General features: G+C 67.0%; 19 protein-coding genes. 10 read left to right on the forward strand and 9 right to left on the reverse strand.

Annotated features, from left to right (window positions below; translation table 11 throughout):
- Window positions 1-51 precede the first annotated feature (51 nt).
- Entirely contained in the window at window positions 52-603 is a 552-nt protein-coding gene (locus tag NI2_RS00895; RefSeq protein ID WP_067484695.1) for a carboxymuconolactone decarboxylase family protein, read from the reverse strand.
- A 186-nt stretch (window positions 604-789) separates the two neighbouring features.
- On the opposite strand from NI2_RS00895, the gene NI2_RS00900 reads away from it, so the two are divergent.
- Window positions 790-1,671 carry a hypothetical protein gene (locus tag NI2_RS00900; RefSeq protein ID WP_067484697.1) on the forward strand — a complete coding sequence of 294 codons (882 nt, stop codon included), beginning with the start codon at window positions 790-792 and terminating at the stop codon, window positions 1,669-1,671.
- Window positions 1,672-1,753: 82 nt separating this feature from the next.
- Here the strand turns inward: NI2_RS00900 and NI2_RS00905 are convergent, their stop codons facing one another.
- The 6 genes from NI2_RS00905 to urtA are packed head-to-tail and all read right to left on the reverse strand — an operon-like array spanning window position 1,754 to window position 7,265.
- A complete protein-coding gene (locus NI2_RS00905; RefSeq protein ID WP_067484699.1) occupies window positions 1,754-2,458 on the reverse strand; it encodes a GntR family transcriptional regulator in 705 nt (234 codons plus the stop codon).
- A gap of 14 nt (window positions 2,459-2,472) precedes the next feature.
- Entirely contained in the window at window positions 2,473-3,165 is a 693-nt protein-coding gene (gene urtE / locus NI2_RS00910) for an urea ABC transporter ATP-binding subunit UrtE (protein ID WP_067484705.1), read from the reverse strand.
- Entirely contained in the window at window positions 3,158-3,964 is an 807-nt protein-coding gene (gene urtD / locus NI2_RS00915) for an urea ABC transporter ATP-binding protein UrtD (RefSeq protein WP_067484707.1), read from the reverse strand. Before urtD ends, urtE begins: the two co-directional genes overlap by 8 nt.
- On the reverse strand, window positions 3,961-5,073 hold the full coding sequence (gene urtC / locus NI2_RS00920; protein ID WP_067484714.1) for an urea ABC transporter permease subunit UrtC: 1,113 nt from the start codon (window positions 5,071-5,073) through the stop codon (window positions 3,961-3,963). Before urtC ends, urtD begins: the two co-directional genes overlap by 4 nt.
- The gene (gene urtB / locus NI2_RS00925) at window positions 5,070-5,954 is read right to left on the reverse strand and encodes an urea ABC transporter permease subunit UrtB (RefSeq protein ID WP_067484718.1); all 885 of its coding nucleotides are present in this window, start codon (window positions 5,952-5,954) and stop codon (window positions 5,070-5,072) included. Before urtB ends, urtC begins: the two co-directional genes overlap by 4 nt.
- A 60-nt stretch (window positions 5,955-6,014) precedes the next feature.
- A complete protein-coding gene (gene urtA / locus NI2_RS00930; protein WP_067484721.1) occupies window positions 6,015-7,265 on the reverse strand; it encodes an urea ABC transporter substrate-binding protein in 1,251 nt (416 codons plus the stop codon).
- A gap of 319 nt (window positions 7,266-7,584) precedes the next feature.
- Between urtA and NI2_RS00935 the strand changes: the two genes are divergently transcribed.
- Window positions 7,585-9,414: an acyl-CoA dehydrogenase gene (locus tag NI2_RS00935; RefSeq protein ID WP_067484724.1), complete on the forward strand. Its 1,830-nt coding sequence runs from the start codon at window positions 7,585-7,587 to the stop codon at window positions 9,412-9,414.
- 3 nt (window positions 9,415-9,417) lie between these two features.
- Here NI2_RS00935 and ramB read toward each other — a convergent pair whose 3' ends face one another.
- A complete protein-coding gene (ramB, locus tag NI2_RS00940) occupies window positions 9,418-10,824 on the reverse strand; it encodes an acetate metabolism transcriptional regulator RamB (RefSeq protein WP_067484726.1) in 1,407 nt (468 codons plus the stop codon).
- A gap of 94 nt (window positions 10,825-10,918) precedes the next feature.
- On the opposite strand from ramB, the gene NI2_RS00945 reads away from it, so the two are divergent.
- From NI2_RS00945 to NI2_RS00965, 5 genes are all read left to right on the forward strand, one after another.
- Complete coding sequence (locus NI2_RS00945; protein WP_067484729.1) at window positions 10,919-12,424, forward strand: ATP-dependent DNA ligase; 1,506 nt, start codon at window positions 10,919-10,921, stop codon at window positions 12,422-12,424.
- Window positions 12,425-12,506: 82 nt separating this feature from the next.
- Window positions 12,507-13,670 carry an inorganic phosphate transporter gene (locus tag NI2_RS00950; RefSeq protein WP_067484732.1) on the forward strand — a complete coding sequence of 388 codons (1,164 nt, stop codon included), beginning with the start codon at window positions 12,507-12,509 and terminating at the stop codon, window positions 13,668-13,670.
- Between the two features lie 12 nt (window positions 13,671-13,682).
- Window positions 13,683-13,964: a hypothetical protein gene (locus tag NI2_RS00955; RefSeq protein ID WP_067484735.1), complete on the forward strand. Its 282-nt coding sequence runs from the start codon at window positions 13,683-13,685 to the stop codon at window positions 13,962-13,964.
- A 10-nt stretch (window positions 13,965-13,974) separates the two neighbouring features.
- Window positions 13,975-14,313 (forward strand): DUF3349 domain-containing protein, encoded by a 339-nt coding sequence (locus tag NI2_RS00960; RefSeq protein ID WP_067484738.1) that lies wholly within the window; start codon window positions 13,975-13,977, stop codon window positions 14,311-14,313.
- A gap of 74 nt (window positions 14,314-14,387) precedes the next feature.
- Complete coding sequence (locus tag NI2_RS00965; RefSeq protein ID WP_067484741.1) at window positions 14,388-15,047, forward strand: TetR/AcrR family transcriptional regulator; 660 nt, start codon at window positions 14,388-14,390, stop codon at window positions 15,045-15,047.
- Between the two features lie 56 nt (window positions 15,048-15,103).
- On the opposite strand, the gene NI2_RS00970 is transcribed toward NI2_RS00965, so the two are convergent.
- A complete protein-coding gene (locus tag NI2_RS00970; protein WP_067484744.1) occupies window positions 15,104-16,117 on the reverse strand; it encodes an alpha/beta hydrolase in 1,014 nt (337 codons plus the stop codon).
- Between the two features lie 227 nt (window positions 16,118-16,344).
- Between NI2_RS00970 and NI2_RS00975 the strand changes: the two genes are divergently transcribed.
- From NI2_RS00975 to NI2_RS00985, 3 genes are read left to right on the forward strand one after another with little or no spacing between them, the layout of a single operon-like run.
- Window positions 16,345-17,109 (forward strand): ABC transporter ATP-binding protein, encoded by a 765-nt coding sequence (locus tag NI2_RS00975; protein ID WP_067484747.1) that lies wholly within the window; start codon window positions 16,345-16,347, stop codon window positions 17,107-17,109.
- Window positions 17,106-17,912: an ABC transporter permease gene (locus NI2_RS00980; protein WP_084475771.1), complete on the forward strand. Its 807-nt coding sequence runs from the start codon at window positions 17,106-17,108 to the stop codon at window positions 17,910-17,912. The genes NI2_RS00975 and NI2_RS00980 overlap by 4 nt, the downstream gene beginning before the upstream one ends.
- Window positions 17,909-18,703, forward strand: a complete 795-nt coding sequence (locus NI2_RS00985; RefSeq protein WP_067484755.1) for an ABC transporter permease — start codon at window positions 17,909-17,911, stop codon at window positions 18,701-18,703. The genes NI2_RS00980 and NI2_RS00985 overlap by 4 nt, the downstream gene beginning before the upstream one ends.

The following is an 18,703-nucleotide window of genomic DNA, read 5'->3' on the forward strand; positions in this document are numbered from 1 at the left end:
TGTACGCTTTTAGTCTGCGAAGAATGACCACGCATCGCTCTATGAGCTGGGTCACACCTTGAAGATGTCGCGTTCGATCCGCAGCGTGGTGATGGTCGACGCCAAGCCCTCGTACTGGTTGACGAGCAACACGATCTCGATGAGCAACCGCTCGTCGTAGTGCGCGGCCAGCTCCGCCCACGCCGCGTCGTCGATCTCGCGGGTGGTCACCAGCCGGTCGGTCGCGGTGAGCAGCGCCCGCTGACGCGGCGTCCACCCCTCCGCCTCCGGCCCCGCCGCCACCCGATCCACCTCGACCGCCGTCAGTCCGGCCTTGCGCCCGAGCCGGCGATGATGATCGGCCTCGTAACCGCAGTCGCGCAGATGCGCCACCCGCAGAATCACCAATTCGGCCTCCGCGCGCGGCAATCGCCCACCGGGCATGAGCTTGCCGGAGAAATGCAGCCAACCCCGGAACAGTCCACGCGTGCGACCGAGCGTGCTGAAAAGGTGGGCGTCCGCCGTGCCCGCCGCGCGAGAAAGTACCTGCCAGACAACCCAGTTGATCGGTCCGAGTTCACCCAACCGGCCGGGGGAAATGCGTGGTAGGGGCGTTGCGGCCATCGTCGTCCACCTCGTCTTATCGCTCGGTTCCGTCGGAATCGACAGCGTACTCGGCGGTACGCGCGCACGGTGGCGAGTCGGTTTTTCTTTGGTTTCCAGTGGTTTTCGGAACAGTTGCGCGTCATGATTTGGGTACCGCAGCGCGCAGCGGCGGTGAGGTCGCAGCAGTGGTAGGGGAACATCGCAATGCTGGTTCGGATCAGGCCGGGCGCGGAACTCACCGGCGCCGAGCGGGAGTTCGTCGAATGCCTGAGCGCCTATCCGAGCCCGGGGCTTGCCCTGATCGACCCACAGGTGGGGGATCGGCGCCTCGACGCGGTGGTGGTGACGCCACGGGGAATCACGGTGCTCGACGTGTTGGGATTCCGGCGGCGGCAGAGTGGGCTGCTTGCCATGTCGAACACGGGGGCGTGGACGATCAGTGACAGTCCGCTGGAGTTGGAGCCCGGATCGTCGAGCGGGCTGACCGACCGGCTCGAACACGGTGTGCACGCGGTGCGGGTGGCGCTGGAACACGCGTTGCAGGAGAGCAGGCACGTGTGCGGGGCGGTGGTGCTCGTGCCGTACCGGGGTGTGGTGGTTCGACCGGCGCGCACCGCGTTACGTCCCGGCCTCGACGTGCTGGTCGCCAATACCGTAGACGCGCACGAACTGCGCGTCTACCTGGAGAACTTCTCGGCCGGCCCGCGCGAATGGACCGTCGAGAGGGTGCTCAACACCTGCGCCGCCCTCGGCCAGGCCGATCTCGCCCCCACCCGTGCCGAGCTCACCGACGACGGCTTCCCGGCCAAACGCCCCGACCCGGCACCGCGCGCCCCACGCCCCCGCCGTGTCGACCCGCCCGCCCCGCCGATCGAACCGGTCAAGGAGGGCAAACTGGCAGGTCTGGTGGTGTTCGGACTGGCTGTGCTCGGCATGCTGATCGTGCTGGTGATGGTGATCCTCGCTCTGCTCACCGACTCACCGTCCCCGCGAACGGTCTCCGACATCACCGAGTCGACCACCCCTGCCCCGGTCACTGTCACCCATCGTCCCGCGCACTGCTGGCCGTTCCAGTCCGACTGTTGACTCCCATCCGACACCGCTGCACCATCGTGGCTCGGGCCGAGTTATGACATGCCCGGCTGGCGTCGACATCGCGACGCGACCGTCAATCACGCACAGTCCCGCCGAGTTTCGTGAAGGCGATAGCCTGCTCGGCCCGCGCCCGCACATGCACGCAGGATGCGGTGATATGGGTGACGAGGGTGTGCATGGCACGCTCGCGGCGTCCGGCCAGCACGTGCTCGGCGATGGCGATGTGCTCGGTGGTCATCGCCGCGACCCGGTCGGTGGTCGGCACATCCATCGTGCGCACCGGGCGCACCCGGATGTAGACGGCACTCAGCGCTTCGGCGAGGGCCGAATTGCCCGCTGCCCGAAGCAGTTCGGTGTGGAACCGCTCATCGGCGGCGACCAGCTCGGGGCCCGGGCGAGGCGGCGTGTCCCTGAATTCCTGCCAACGCGTGAGTTCCGTGCGGACGGCGGCCAGGTCGTGTCCGGCCGGAGCCACCGCCGAGCCGAGCGCCAAACGTTGAAACCCGCGTGTCTCCAGCACCATTCGCAACTCGAACAGTTCGTCGAGTTCGGCCAGCCGTGGCCGGTACAGGTACAGCCCCTCGGGATGACGCTGCACCAGCCCGTCGGCCTGCAGCCGGGCCAGCGCCTCGCGCACCGGAGTGCGCGAGACGCCGTAGCGCCGCGCCAGCCGTTCGGCGCGCAACCGTTCGGCCGGTGCGAGCCGACCGGTCGCCAGGTCGTCACGCAGCGATTCGTACACGCGGTCGGCCAGCGAAACCCGCCCACCCCTGCCCATGACGCGACCTGCGCTCAGATCGCCATCGCCGCGCGCACAGCCGATTCCGCGCCCGCCCCGCCCGGTCCGGTGGAACCGACGTGCCCCGAGTGCAGCACGTAGTACTGCTGGGCGGCCTGCAACGCGAAACCGATGTGTTGCTCCACCAGCAGCACGCTCAGCCCGCCGCGCTGCGTCAATTCGATGATGGTCCGCTCGATCTCGGCGACGACCGAGGGCTGGATGCCCTCGGTCGGTTCGTCGAGGATGAGCAGTTTCGGTTCGGTGATGAGGGCGCGGGCGATGGCGAGTTGCTGCCGCTGACCGCCCGAGAGCAGCCCTGCCTTGCGGGTGAGCAACTCGCGCAGGGCGGGGAACAGATCCAGCGATTCGTCGATCAGCGCCTTGCCGCGCTTGCGACCATCGGCCACCACCTGCAGGTTCTCGGCTGTGGAGAGCTGGGGAAAACTCTGCTGACCCTGCGGAACATAGGCGATGCCCCGCTTCACCCGTTGCGACGGCGAGAGCTTGCTGATCTTCTCGCCGTCGAAGGTGATGGTGCCCGACTTGGTCGGCAGCAGTCCGACGGCGGTGCGCAGCAGGGTGGTCTTGCCCGCGCCGTTGTGGCCCATGATGGCGACCACGCTGTCGTCGGGGACGGTCAGGCTCACGCCGTGGACCACTTCGGTGCGCCCGTATCCCGACCGGACCCCGTCTAGTTCAAGCATCGGCGGCTTCCTTGTCTGTGGTTGCCATGGCCGCGGTGCCGAGGTAGACCTCCTGCACGCGCGGGTCGGCCTGCACCTGTTCCACGCTGCCCTCGCTGAGCACCTTGCCGCCCGCGAGCACCGTCACCGAGGTGGCGAAGGACCGCATGAAGTCCATGTCGTGCTCCACGACCAGGACCACACGGTCACCGCCGATGCGGCGCAACAGGTTTCCGGTCTCCTCGCGTTCCTCGGCGCTCATCCCCGCGACGGGTTCGTCGAGCAGCAGCACCGAGGCGTTCTGCACCAGCAGCATGCCGATCTCGAGCCACTGCTTCTGTCCGTGCGCGAGCACACCGGCGGGTTTGTCGCGCAGTGCGGTGAGACCCGTTGTCTCCAAGGCTTCTTCGATGGCGGGCAGCACGGATTTGCGCGCACGCAGCAGCGACAGCGCCGAGCGGCCCGCGCCCGCCGCGATGTCGAGGTTCTGCAGCACCGTGAGCTGCTCGAACACACTCGCCGTCTGGAAGGTGCGCCCCACACCGAGCCGGGCGATCTGGTGCACCTTCTTGCCGAGCAGTTCGATACCCGACTTCTGCGCCGACCCGGTCGCGGGGACCAGCCCGGTGATCGCGTCGATGAGAGTGGTCTTGCCCGCGCCATTGGGGCCGATGAGGAACCGCAGGTCGCCCTGCAGGACGGTCAGGTCGACATCGGTCACCGCCTTGAAACCGTCGAAACTCACCGACAGACCACGGATTTCGAGGTAGTCGCTGTTCATGCCCGCATTGCCGCCGGGCTTGGGTTCGTGTGAAGTCATCGGGCCAGCACCTTCTCCTCGGTGACCACTGCGGGTGTTTCCGGTTTGCGACTGGCGCGCCATCCCTTGACCATCGGCCACAGTCCGGCGAGACCGGCGGGGATGAACCCGACGACCACGATGAACAGCACGCCCTGCAGATAGGTCCAGCCCGACGGGAACGACTCCGACAGCGAGGTCTGCGCCCAGGCCACACCGATCGCGCCGAGCACGGGACCGAGCAGGGTGGTGCGGCCACCGATGGCGACCCCGATCAGGAACGCGATCGACGGGACCACACCGATATCGGCGGGCGAGATGATGCCGACGATCGGCGTGAACAGCGCACCGGCGATACCGGCGAGGAACGCCGCGACCACGTACGCGACGATCTTGATATTCGCGGGATCGTACCCGAGGAAACGCACCCGCTCCTCGGCGTCACGCACCGCGATCAGCAGCTCGCCGTAGCGACTGCGGTTGAGCTGACGGATCAGCGCGACCACCACGAGCAGCGTGCCCGCCGCTATGAAGAACAGCATCTGCCGGTTGGCCGGGTCCGAGAGGCGGAACCCGAAGAACGCCCGGAAGTCCGACAGCCCGGTGAAGCCGCCGATGGCCTGCTGACCGGTCAGCAGAATCGCCAGCGCCGCCGCGAGCGCCTGGCTCAGAATGGCGAAGTACGCCCCGCGCACCCGCCGCTTGAACACGCCGTACCCGAGCACAGCCGCGACCAGCGCGGGCAGCACGAGGATGGCCAGGATCGCGACCGACGCGGATTCGAACGGCTGCCAGAAGCCCGGCAGTTCGCTGATTCCGGAGATCTCCATGAACTCCGGCACCTCGTTGCCCAGGCGCGCGGCGTCGGCGAGCTGCATGTGCATGGCCATGATGTAGGCGCCGATGCCGAAGAACACACCCTGGCCGAGGGTGAGCATTCCGCCACGGCCCCAAGCCAAGCCGATGCCCGCCGCCACGATCGCGAAGCAGAGGAATTTGGCGAGCAGGTTCAGCCGGAAGTCGCTCAGCACCGCCGGGGCGACGGCGAACAGGATTATCGCCGCGACCGCGAACCCGGCCAGCGGGGTGAGCCGGGGATAGGCGCGAAGGCGTTCAGTCAGTGCGTTCATGCCAGGCTCCTCGTCCGCACGGTGAACAGACCCTGCGGGCGGACCTGCAGGAAGATGACGATCAGCACGAACACGATCACCTTCGCGATCGACGCGGTGGTGGAGTATTCGATGAAGGAATTGAGCAGACCGAGCGCGAACGCCGCGATCACCGTGCCCTTGATCTGCCCGAGCCCACCGATCACCACCACGAGGAAGGCGTCGATCAGATAACTCTGCCCGATGGTCGGGCTGGTCGAACCGATGAGCGTGAGCGCGACACCGGCCACACCCGCCAGGCCCGAGCCGATGAAGAACGTGCTGATATCGGTGAATCTGCTGGATATACCGCTGGTTTCGGCGAGACCACGGTTCTGCACGACCGCGCGGATGCGACGGCCCATCGGGGTCGTCTTGAGGACGGCGGCCAGCGCGGTCACCGCGACGATCGCGAGCACGAGAATGAAGATGCGCGTCTTGGGCACCACCGCACCGGCGATGGTGATTCCGCCACTGAGCCATTCGGGCACCAACACGTTCTTGGCGGGCGCGCCGAAGATGTCACGCGCGGCCTGCTGCAGCACCAGGCCGACACCGAAGGTGACGAGCAGGGTGTCGAGCGGCCGGTCGTACATGTAGCGGATGAGCCCCATTTCCAGGACGGCACCGAGCAGGCCACCGATCAGGAAACCGGCGAGCAGCGAGACGGCCAGCGACACACCGGCCGAGGAGAAGACCTGCTGCACAACATAAGTGGTGTAGCAACCGGCCATGATGAACTCGCCGTGCGCCATATTGATGACGCCCATCTGACCGAAGGTCAGCGACAAACCGAGCGCGGCGAGCAGAAGAATGGATCCCAGGCTCAACCCTGTGAAGAGCTGGCCGATCAGCACGTCCATGGTGGTGGACTCCTAGAGAAACGGTGTGGGGCGCGGCGCGCCCCACACCTGCCGGGCGACTTACTTCAGGCCCTTGGCCCACTCGTAGGACTTCAGGTACGGGTCGGGCGTGATCGCCTTGCCGGAGTCCCACACCGTGTAGATCAGGCCGTCGGGGCGGATCTCACCGATGCGGGCGACCTTGGTGACGTGGTGGTTGGAGCCGTCGATGGTGACAGTGCCCTCGGGGGCCTCGAAGCTCACGCCGTCGGCCGCGGCCTGGATGTCGGCCACCGCGAACGACTTCGCCTTCTCCACCGTGTTCTTCCACAGGAACACCGAGGCGTACGCGGCTTCCATCGGATCGGAGGTCGGCTTGTCGGCGCCGAAGGCGGCCTTGTAGTCGGCGACGAACTTCTTGTTCGCCGGGGAATCGACGGTCTGGTAGTAGTTCCAGGCGGTCAACTGGCCGGCGAGGCGATCCGCGCCGATACCGACGACCTCCTCCTCGGCGATCGACACCGAGACCACCGGCATCTCGGCGGCCTTCAGACCCGCGTTGGAGTACTCACGGAAGAAGGCCACGTTGGAGTCGCCGTTGAGGGTGTTGAACACCGCGCCCGCCTTGGCGGTGCGCACCTTGTTGACGATGGTGGAGAAGTCGGTGGAGCCGAGCGGGGTGTAGTCCTCACCCTTGATCTCGATGCCGTTGGCGGCGGCGTAGGCCCTGATCTCGCGGTTGGCGGTCTGCGGGAAGACGTAGTCCGAACCGACCAGGTAGAGGGAGGTGATGCCCTTCTGCTTCAGGTAGTCCAGGGCCGGGACGATCTGCTGATTGGTGGTGGCGCCGGTGTAGAAGATGTTCTTGGAATCTTCCAGACCCTCGTACTGCACCGGGTAGTAGAGCAGCGAGTTCAGGCTCTCGAACTTGGGCTTCATAGCCTTGCGGCTCGACGAGGTCCAGCCGCCGAACACCGCGGCGACACAGTCGGAGCTGATGAGCTTCTCGGCCTTCTCGGCGAAGGTCTTCGGGTCGGACGCGCCGTCCTCGGGGACGATCTCGATCTTCTTGCCGAGCACTCCGCCCGCCGCGTTGATCTGGTCGACCGCCAGCTTTGTCGAATTGGCGACGGTGACTTCGGAAATCGCCATCGTGCCCGAGAGCGAGTGCAGCGAACCGACCTTGATGGTGTCTTTGGTTGTGTCGACGCAGGACGCTGCGGTGGAACCGGTCGAGGCGTCGTCGCGGGCGCCGCAGCCGGTGAGCAACAAGCCGGTCAGGGCTACCGCCGTGGGGACGGCCAGTGCCCTGAGCACACGGGAATCAGACATGGGGCGTTCTCCTCATCAGGTGTAACGGCGGCGCACGCGCGCCACAACGAACACACCGCTGCCTGGCTGTACACCGGGTTGTATACAGCGGCGGTATTCGTGAGCGGAACAGTAGATGGAACATGTTGCAGCGGAATATCTCCCGATCACGTGCCCGTTTCGTCTGTTTCGTCCGTGTGAATTGTTCGGCGGGGAGCTACGGCGTGGCTACGGTTGCGTAGCCACGCACCCGTGCGGCACGCTGGCGATTCGTACGACGTCGAACAGCCGGAATCTCGCGGCACTCGGGCTGCGGGATGGTCAGTCGAGGAGGAGCCCAGTGGGGCACTACAAGGCCAACGTGCGTGACATCGAATTCAATCTCTTCGAGGTACTCGGGCTCGACAAACTCCTCGACACCGGCGCCTACGGCGACCTGGACTCCGACACGGTGCGCCACATTCTCGACGAGGTGCGCAGGCTCGCCGAGGGCCCCATCGCGGAGACCTTCGCCGAGGCCGACCGCAACCCGGTCACCTACAACCCCGACACCTTCGACATCACCGTGCCCGAGCCGCTGCGCAAGACAGTGGCCGCCGTGCACGAGGCGCAGTGGTACCGGCTCGGCATGCCCGAGGGTATGGACGGCACGCCCGCGCCCAACGTGCTGCTGTGGGCCATCAACGAGCTCATCATCTGCGCCAACCCCTCGGCCAGCTTCTTCAACATGGGCCCGCTCATGGGCTCGGTGCTCTACGAGATCGGCACCGAGGAGCAGAAGCGCTGGGCGCGTGGGGGTTTCGAGCGCGGCTGGCAGGGCACGATGGTGCTCACCGAACCGGACGCGGGCTCCGACGTCGGCGCGGGCCGCACCAAGGCGATCCCGCAGCCCGACGGGTCCTGGCATATCGAAGGGGTGAAGCGGTTCATCTCCGGTGGCGATGTGGGCGAGGCGGCCGAGAACATCTTCCACCTGGTGCTGGCCCGGCCCGAAGGCGCGGGACCGGGTACCAAGGGTCTGTCGCTGTTCTATGTGCCGAAGTTCCTCTTCGACCCCGACACCATGGAGATCGGCGACCGCAACGGTGTGTACGTCACCGGGCTCGAGCACAAGATGGGCATCAAATCCTCGCCCACCTGCGAACTCACCTTCGGTGCCACCGGTGTGCCCGCCAAGGGGTGGCTGGTCGGTGAGGTGCACAACGGGATCGCGCAGATGTTCAAGGTGATCGAGAACGCGCGGATGACCGTCGGGGTGAAGTCGTCGGGCACGTTGTCGACCGGGTATCTGAACGCGCTCGAATACGCCAAGACGCGGGTTCAGGGCGCTGATCTCACGCAGATGACCGACAAGACGGCGCCGCGCGTGACCATCACCCACCATCCCGACGTGCGCCGGTCGCTGGCCATGCAGAAGGCGTACGCGGAGGGGTTGCGGGCGGTGTACCTCTACACGGCCGCGCATCAGAACGTGGATGTGGCGCAGCTGGTTTCGGGTGCCGACCCGGAGATGGCGCACCGCATCGACGATCTGCTGCTGCCGATCGTCAAGGGTGTCGGCTCCGAGCGGGCCTATCAGTTGCTCACCGAATCGTTGCAGACCTTCGGCGGGTCCGGGTATCTGCAGGACTACCCGATCGAGCAGTACATCCGCGACGCGAAGATCGACTCGCTGTACGAGGGCACCACCGCCATCCAGGCCCAGGACTTCTTCTTCCGCAAGATCATTCGCGACGGCGGCGCCGCGATGGGCCACCTCAACGCCCAGATCACCGCGTTCCTGGCCAACGATTCCGGCCGCTTCGCCACCGAACGCGCCCTGCTGCGCACCGCCCAGTCCGACGTCGCCGCCATGGCCGCCATTCTCACCGGCTACGCCATGGCAGGCCAACAGGACCCCGCCGAGCTCTACAAGGTCGGCCTGGGCTCGGTTCGCTTCCTGATGGCCGTCGGCGACCTGCTCATCGGCTGGCGCCTGCTCGCCCAGGCCGAAATCGCCGCCGCCGCCCTCACCGGCGAATCCTCCGCCAAAGATCGCCCCTTCTACCAGGGCAAAGTAGCCGTAGCCTCCTTCTTCGCCAAGAACGTCCTCCCCGAACTCACCGCAACCCGCTCCGTCCTGGCGGCCCTCGACACCGACATCATGGCCATCCCGGAAGAAGCCTTCTGAGCGCTACTTGATGAGGTAGGGGGAGACGGAGCTGCGGTGTTCGCTGATGTCGAGGGACTTGCCCAGTGGGGGGAAGGCGCGTTGGGGGCAGTTGGAGCGGACGCAGACTCGGCAGCCTGCGCCGATGGGGGTGGCGGTGGCTTCGCCGAGGTCGATGCCGTCGGCGTAGACGACGCGGGAGGCATGGCGGAGTTCGCAGCCGAGGCCGATGGCGAAGGTTTTGCTCGGCTGGCCGTAGCGGGTGGCGCGGCGTTCCACGGTGCGCGCGACCCAGAGGTATTTGCGGCCGTCGGGCATCTGGGCGATCTGGGTCATGATCTTGCCCGGGTAGGCGAAGGTCTCGTAGACGTTCCACAGCGGGCAGGTGCCGCCGCTGGCGGAGAAGTGGAAACCCGTGGCGGACTGGCGTTTAGACATGTTGCCCGCGCGGTCCACCCGGACGAAGGAGAACGGCACACCGCGCAGCGACGGACGTTGCAGGGTGGACAGGCGGTGGCAGATGGTTTCGTAACTCTGCGAGAAGAACGCCGACAACCGTTCGATGTCGTACCGGAAGTCCTCGGCCACTTCGTGAAAGTGGGTGTAGGGCAACACGGTTGCCGCGGCGAAGTAGTTGGCGAGGCCGAGCATGGCCAGCTTGCGTGACGCGTCGGAAGCGAAATTGCCCTCCTCGACCAGCTTTTCGAGCAGCCCGCCGCATTCCAGGTAGGCCAGTTCGGCGGCCAATTTGAAGGTGCGCTGCCCGCCGGACAGGTGCGGGGAGATTTCGAGCTGCTTGGTCCGCGGGTCGTAAGTGTGCAGCACGCCCTCGCCGAGGTCGATGCGCTCGCTGATCCGCACACCGTGCGAGCGCAGCAGCCGGGCGATCTCGGTGCTCACCTCGCCGCCGTGGAAACGGATGCGCGCGGTGAGATCCTCTGCGGCGGTGTCCAACTCGTGGATGTAGTTCTGGCGCTGATAGAAGTAGTCGCGCACTTCCTCGTGCGGTTTGCTGATCGCGGCACTGCCGGAGCCGTCGGCGAAACGGTCCTCGGTGGCGGCGGCCAGCTGGGCGCTGGTGTTGCGGTACCGGTTGTGCATGGCGACCAGGGCCCGCGCCATCGACGGGTGCGCCGACACCATGTCGGCGATCTCCTTGGTGTCGGCCTCGATGCCCAGCTCGGCATCCATCACGACTTCCTGGAGTTCGGCGATGAGCCGGGTGTCGTCCTGGGCGGAGAAGAACGTCGGATCGACGCCGAAGACCTCGTTGATGCGGGTGAGCACCGGGACCGTCAGCGGCCGCACATCGTGCTCGATCTGGTTGAGGTAACTGGCCGAGATCTCCAGTTTCTGGGCCAGCGTCACCTGGCTCAGCCCACGCTCGGTACGCAGCTGGCGCAGCCGCGCACCGACATAGGTTTTGGCCATATGTCCAGTTTATGGGCGGTTTCGCAGGGTTGCCAACCAGTTCTTAGCATCGTGTGCTGAGCGATGTGTCACACCGGCGCGCTACGGTCGAACGGTGCTGTTCAGCGATGTCGTCGCGACCTCGGAGCAGGTTCGGGCCACCCGGTCGCGCAAGGAGAAGACCGCTGCCCTCGCCGCGTTGCTCTCGGCCGCGGGTCCGGCGGGGATCGGCACCGTGGTCGCCTGGTTGTCGGGTGAACTCACCCAGGGCCGGATCGGTGTGGGGTGGCGAACGGTCACCGGGCTGGGCGCGGCGGCGAGCGATCGGAACCGACTCACGGTCGAACAGGTCGACGACTACTTCACCCGGCTGAAGGGCGTGAGTTCCACCAAAAGCCGCCGCGAAATACTCACCGAGCTGTTCACGGCGGCGACCGAAGAGGAACAGTCCTTCCTGATCCGGCTGCTCACCGGCGAACTGCGCCAGGGCGCGCTCACCGCGCAGGTGGTGGAGGGCCTGGCCCGATCCACCGGCATCGGCGTAGACGTGATCCGCCGCGCGCACATGCTGTCCGGGAACCTGCCCGCCACCGCCGTCGCCGCGATCACCGGCGGCGAGGACGCGCTGCGGGAGTTCCGTCTCGAGGTCGGCAGGCCGGTCGCGCCGATGCTCGCCTCCCCGGGCGGTTCACTGGACGAGGCGCTGGCCGAACTCGGCCCGCAGGTGAGCGTCGAACACAAACTCGACGGCGCCCGCATCCAGGCGCACCGGGCGGGGGAGCAGGTGTGGGTGTTCACCCGCACCCTGCGCGACATCACCGCAGGCGTTCCCGAACTGGTCGAACTGGTTCGTGGCCTCGACTGCACGAGCGTGGTGCTCGACGGCGAGACCCTCGCGCTCACCGACGCCGGTCGCCCGCGCCCGTTCCAGGAGACGATGAGCCGCTTCGCCACCATCGGCGACACGCGCGAACTGCTGCTGCACCCGTACTTCTTCGACTGCCTGCACCTGGACGGCGAAGACCTGCTCGACGAGCCCCTGCGGGTGCGCCGCCGGGCGCTGGACCGGGTGGCCGGACCGCACGCCATCCCGACACTGGTCGCGCCCGACGCCGAGGCGGCCGCCGAGTGCTACGACGACGCGCTCGCCGTCGGCAACGAGGGCGTGATGGTCAAGTCGCTCGAAGCGCCGTACGCAGCGGGGAGGCGCGGCAAGGCCTGGCAGAAGGTCAAACCCGCGCACACCCTCGATCTGCTGGTCATCGGTGCCGAATGGGGTTACGGCCGCCGCACGGGATTCCTGTCGAACCTGCACCTGGCCGCGCTCGACCAGGACACCGGCGAACCGGTGATGGTCGGCAAGACCTTCAAGGGCCTCACCGACGAACTGCTGCGCTGGCAGACCGAGGAATTTCCCCGGCACGCCACCCACCGCGACGCCCAGACGGTGTATCTGCGCCCGAATCTGGTGGTCGAGATCGCGCTCGACGGCGTGCAGACCAGTACCCGGTACCCCGGCGGCGTCGCCTTGCGTTTCGCCCGGGTGCTTCGGTACCGCCCGGACAAGGAACCCGCCCAGGCGGACACCATCGAAACCGTGCGTGCGCTGGGCGGACGCTGAGCGCAGCGCCTTTCGGGTAGGAATGCCTCGAAACCCCGCGGCGCCAGCCGCCAATGACACCGCCATACGACACACTGTTCGGGTGAGCGCCGAACTTGTGGTCCTGTTGATCGTCATCGTCACAGCTCTCGTCTTCGACTTCACCAACGGCTTCCACGACACGGCCAACGCCATGGCGACCTCCATCGCCACCGGTGCGTTGAAGCCGAAGACGGCCGTGGCGATCTCGGGTGCGCTGAACCTGATCGGCGCGTTCCTCTCGGTGGCCGTCGCCGCGACCGTCGCCAAGGGGATCGTGCGGCTCGACGAGGTGCAGGGCCAGGATCTGCTGGTGATCGTGTTCGCGGGGCTCGTCGGCGGCATCCTGTGGAATCTGTTCACCTGGTTGCTCGGCCTACCGTCGAGTTCCTCGCACGCCCTGTTCGGCGGGCTGATCGGCGCCACGCTCGCCGCGCTCGGCTGGAGCGGCGTCATCTGGGTGTCGGGCACCGAGGGCGTGCTGGTGAAGATCGTGCTGCCCGCGGTGCTCGCGCCGGTGGTCGCCGCGCTGGTCGCCGCGATCGGCACCTACCTGGTGTACCGCATCACCCGCGGGGTGAGCCGGGACAAGACCGACGAGGGCTTCCGGTGGGGCCAGATCGGGTCGGCGTCGCTGGTCTCGCTCGCCCACGGCACCAACGACGCGCAGAAGACGATGGGCGTCATCTTCCTCGCGCTGGTGGCCTACGGCTCGATCGATGCCGATGACCACATGCCGCTGTGGGTGATGGCCTCCTGTGCCTTCGCCATCGCGCTGGGCACCTACCTCGGCGGGTGGCGGATCATCCGGACCCTCGGCAAGGGCCTCGTCGAGATCGAGTCGCCGCAGGGCCTCGCGGCCGAATCCACCTCGGCGGCGATCATCCTCACCTCCGCGCACTTCGGGTTGCCGCTGTCGACCACGCAGACCGCGACCGGCGCCATTCTCGGCACCGGCATCGGTAAGGGCGCCGAGGTGCGCTGGGGGGTGATGGGCCGCATGGTTGTCGCATGGATGCTCACCCTGCCCGCGGCGGGCGTGGTCGGTGCGATCTGCTGGCTGGTGGCGCATCTGATCGGCGGGCTGGCCGGAGTGCTCGTGGTGTTCGCGATACTGGTCTTCGGAGCGCTGGCGATCTACCTGCGCTCGCGCCGCGACCCGGTCGGTCACCACAACGTCAACGAGGAATGGGCCTCGGCCGAACCCGACCACCCGCGGCCGGAATAGGAGGACACCGGGATGCACACACTCTGGCTGAATCTGCGTGAACTGTGGGATGTGCTGATCGCCGCCCTCGTTCTCGGCGCGGGCGTGCCCGCCGTCTTCGCGTTCGCGGTGCGCTGGTGGGCCAACGGCGAAACGGTCGACGCCGACGGGCGGGTGCGGCGAAACCATCTCGCCCTGGCGGGCGCACTGGCCTGCGTCGTTCTCATCGTCGGGCTGGTGATCTGCGGAATTCTGTTCACGGCAAAGGCTTTCATCGCGCACCAGTTCGGCATCCACCTGTTCGGACAATCCTGAGCGAGGACCAATGACCGACTCGTCATCCACCCCACCGGTACGGCCCGGCCTGATGTCGCGGGTACTCGGCTGGCTGCGCGCCGGCTACCCACAGGGCATTCCGCAATCGGACTATGTCGCGCTGTTCGCGGTGCTGCACCGCAACCTCACCGATTACGAGGTGGTGGCCATCGGCGAACAGCTGATCGCGGCCAATCCGAACCGCGAATCCATCAGCCACGCCGAGATCGCCGCCGCTGTCGCCGATTTCGCGAAAGAGCAGCCCGCCGCCGAGGATGTGTCGCGGGTGGCTTCGCACCTGGCGGCCGGTGGTTGGCCGCTGGCCGAACCGATCGACGACTCCGAGTAATTCGCGGTGTGCCAATAGAATTGGTGGCTGACGATTCCACCGGATTCGTGCCGTTCGCGCGCTAGCATGCACGGGTGGTACGGCGTGCGGCAGAAGTCGAGAGTGGTCGAAGTTATGGTGGATTGTCGCGCGAGCAGCGAATTGCCCTACGCCGGAGCCGTTTGACCGACGCGGCACTGGAATTGTTCGGAACCCGTGGTTATTCGTCGACCTCCATCGAACGATTGTGTGCCACTGCGAATGTGTCGACGCGCAGTTTCTACGAAGACATCGGCAGCCGCGAAGCGCTGCTGATCGCGCTGGTCGACCGGCTCAATTCCGCCGCGCTGCAACGACTCGACGAAGCCCTCGACCGCACCCGTGAACAGCCGCTCGTGGTGCGCGTGGTGGAGAGTTTCCGCGCGTTTCTCTCGGTGACCTGCCGGGACCGGCGGGCCGCACGGGTTTTCTATGTGGAGATCGTCGGGGTGAGCCCGGCGGTGGAGGAATGGCGGCGCGCGCAGCGGCGTTCGATTTCGGCGCTGCTCACCCGCGAGGCGCAACGCGCGGCCGAACGCGGTGAGGCGCCCTCGCGCAGTTTCCACCTGTTCACCCTCGCGCTGATCGGCGCGGTCACCTCGCTCGCCCAGGAAATGGTGCACGCCACCGTGCCGGGTGACGCGATCTCGGTCGACGAGATCTGCGACCAGATCGCCTACTTCATCCGTTCCGGCCTGCCCGCGCGCACGGCCTGAGAAACGAGAACGGGAGGCGCCCGAAGGACGCCTCCCGTTTCGATGCTTACCGCGAATCAGATGCCCATACCCTGGGCGAGCAGCGGCCACGAATCGTGCAGCGCCTGTTCCCAGTAGGGCCAGTAGTGGGTGCCCATCGGGGTGAACTGGTAGGTCGCCGGGATGTTCAGCGAGTCCAGCTTGGCCTTCAGGTTCTGGCTGCAGGCGTTGGTCGCCGCCTCGATGCCGACACCGAGGCCGAGGTTGATCGCACCCATCGGGCCGGGGGCGTTGCTGAGGTAGTACTCGACATCGGCGTTGGACGGCATGCCGCTACCGCTGGAGATGTAGAGGTTGGTGCCGCGCAGCTTCTCGGCGTTGATGACCGGGTCGTTCTCCACCCACGCCGGGTCGTTGTCGGCGCCGTACATGTTGGCGGTCTTGCCGCCCGCCCAGGTCTCCACCGAGAACTTGACGGCCTGCTTGCCCAGCGGGTCGGCGATCTGCGCGCAACCGCTGTAGGCGGCCACCGACTTGAACAGGCCCGGCTTGGCCTCGGCCAGCTGCAGCACCGAGGTGCCGGAGGTGGACAGGCCGGCCAGCGCGTTCAGGCCGGTCGAGTTGAGGGTGCTGTCGAGCAGCGGCGGGAGCTCTTCGGTGAAGAAGGTCTTCCACTTGTTCAGACCCAGCTTGGGGTCTTCCTGCTTCCAGTCGGTGTAGTAGCTGCCGCGACCACCGATGGGCTGGATGACATTGACCTGCTTGTCGGCGAGGAACCCGAGCGCGTTGGTCTGCGCGGCCCAGCTCGCGGTGCCCTCACCGGCGTCGAGGCCGTTGAGCATGTAGAAGTTGGGCGCGGGCTGCGACTCGTCGACGGGGCGCTGCACGTCGATGGTGATGTCTTTCCTCATCGCCGCCGAGTACACCTTCAGGTGCCAGGTGCGTCCTTCCTTGACGACCGAGGTCACCGAGGATGCCTTCTCCGGCTCGGCCGAGGCGCCACCGGCGAGCGCCGCCACCGACATGGCGGCGGTCAGGGCCACGGCCGTCGTGCGCAGCGCGGCGACATTTCGTAGTGCAGAAAGTTTCATCGAACAGTCGGTTCCAGTCCACGGGCCGTGTCGGCGCCGTCATCGCAGTTGGTCCCCGCGCACCGGGTATACGCCCGGTGGCGACGAGGCTGTCAGATCCTCCGGTATCTTATGTCCTCCCCGAGAGTGAAACTGTTACGAGTCCCAATCTGTGGACTTAACGGTCGCGCAATAACCGCCGGTGAATCGGAAATATCGGGGAAACCGGGCGCTCTTAGGGTGACGCCATGGGTATAGAGGTCAGCGGATTATCCAAGTCGTTCCGGGTGGGGCGCGACACCGTGCACGCGTTGGATTCGGTCGACCTGCACACCGCCGACGGCGCGTTCCTGTCGTTGCTCGGGCCGTCGGGCTGCGGAAAGTCGACAGTGCTGCGAATCCTGGCCGGCCTAGACGAACCGAGCGCGGGGACCGCGCGGATCAACGGCCAGACCCCGGCGCAGTTGCGCGGTTCACACGAACTCGGAATCGCGTTCCAGGATTCGGCGCTGCTGCCGTGGCGCAGTGTCGTGTCGAATATCGCATTGCCCTTGCAGGTGGCGGGGCTGCCCGTGGACCGGGAACGGATCGCGGAACTGGTCGCGCTGGTCGGGCTGGAGGGGTTCGAGAAGGCCAAGCCCGCGCAGTTGTCGGGTGGGATGCGTCAGCGGGTATCGATCGCGCGGGCGCTGGTGGTCGAACCGTCGGTGCTGCTGCTCGACGAACCGTTCGGCGCCCTCGACGACATGACCCGTCAGCGGCTGAACCTTGAACTGCTGCGGATCTGGACCGAGAAGCCCGCGACGACGCTGATGGTGACCCACGGCATCGGCGAGGCGGTGTTCCTGTCCGATGTGGTCGCGGTGCTGAGCCCGCGACCGGGCCGGGTGCTCGAACTGGTCGAGATCGATCTGCCGCGGCCACGCATGCCGGAGATGATGCGCACGCCCGAATTCCACAAGCTGCACGACTACCTCTCGGAGCTGCTGTTCGGGCGGGCGGGTGTGGCATGACGACCTCGGTTACCGGCGTGCGCTCGGTGCTGGGTGGGCCCCTGTGGATCGGCGGTGCGCGGTTCGCCGGCGCGCTCGGTGTGACGGCGTTGATCGTGTGCTGGTGGGTGCTCGCCGCCGCGGGCGTCGCGGGTGGAACGGTGCCGACGCCGTGGCAGGTGCTCTCCACCATGTGGTCGGACGGGTGGGCGCTGTACGGGCCGAACTTCCAGGTCACCGCGGGTGGTGCGCTGCGCGGCTTCCTCTGGGGCAACGCCCTCGCGATCGGAATCGCGGTGACGATCATGCTGGTGCCGCGCGTCGAACCGCTGGCCACCCAGCTCGCCATTCTGAGTTACTGCACGCCGCTGGTCGCGCTCGGTCCGATCATCCTCGTGGTGTTCGGCGGACGCACGCCGACGGTGTTCCTGGCCGCGATGTACTGCTTCTTCACCACTATGGTCGGCGCGGTGAGCGGGTTGCGCTCGGCCGACCCGGCGAGCCTGGACTTGGTGCGCGCCTACGGCGGTGGCCGATGGCAGCAGCTCTACCGGGTGCAAGCCGTTGCGGCACTGCCGAATACGTTCGCCGCGTTGAAGATCGCGGCGCCGTCGGCGGTGCTCGGCGCGATCATCGGTGAGTACCTCGGCGGTGTGGACAGCGGGATCGGGGTGGCACTCACCGCGGCGCAGACCGCCTACAACGTGCCGCGCACCTGGGGGATGGCCTTGGCCGCGGCGGCTCTGGCCGGGCTCGGCTATGTGCTGATCGCGTTGCTGGCCCGGGTGGTCGCACCGTGGACGAGTGCGGAGGAGAAACGATGACGGTGCTGCGCGGCCTCGGGCGGTTCCTGTTCCCGCTGGTCACCTCGCTGCTTCTGCTGCTCGTGATCTGGACGTTGTTCCTTCGGGCGTTCCCGCAGATCGGCCCACGGGTCGGCAAGACACCCTCGGACATCTGGGCTTACCTGGTCACCTCGCCTGGTGCGCCGACGGCCCGGCAGGCGATCCTCGACGATCTCGCGATCACCCTGGCCGACGCCGCCGTCGGGTTCACCGTCGGCATGATCGGTGCGATGGGAGTCGCGGCGCTGTTCGTGCTGTATTCGGCTGTGCGACAGACCTTCATGCCGGTAGCGATGCTGCTGCGGTCGGTGCCGTTGGTGGCGCTGAGCCCCATCGTGGTGCTGGTGTTCGGCCGCGGGACGACGGGCGTGACGGTGCTGACGGCCATCGTCGTGTTCTTCCCCGCGCTGGTGATGATCATGACCGGCCTGCGTGCAGCACCGAGGCAGGCAATGGAATTGGTGACGGTATACGGCGGCTCGCGGTGGACCGGGCTGCGGATGGTCGCCGTGCCCGCCGCGCTGCCGTCGATCTTCGCCGCCGCGCGAGTATCGGTGCCCGGCGCCCTCATCGGTGCGCTGCTCGGTGAATGGCTGGGTAGCGGAACAGGTTTGGGTGCCGCTCTGGTTCGTGCCATTCCGATGTTCCAGTACAACCGGCTGTGGGCGTCGATCGTGGTCGTCACCGTGGTGTCGGTGCTGCTGTACGCACTGGTCGGGGTGATCGAGAACCTGGTGCTCGCCCGATTCGGGTCAAGGCGGAAAGAATAG

This window comes from Nocardia ignorata NBRC 108230, assembly GCF_001612905.1.
Classification (GTDB): Bacteria; Actinomycetota; Actinomycetes; order Mycobacteriales; family Mycobacteriaceae; genus Nocardia; species Nocardia ignorata.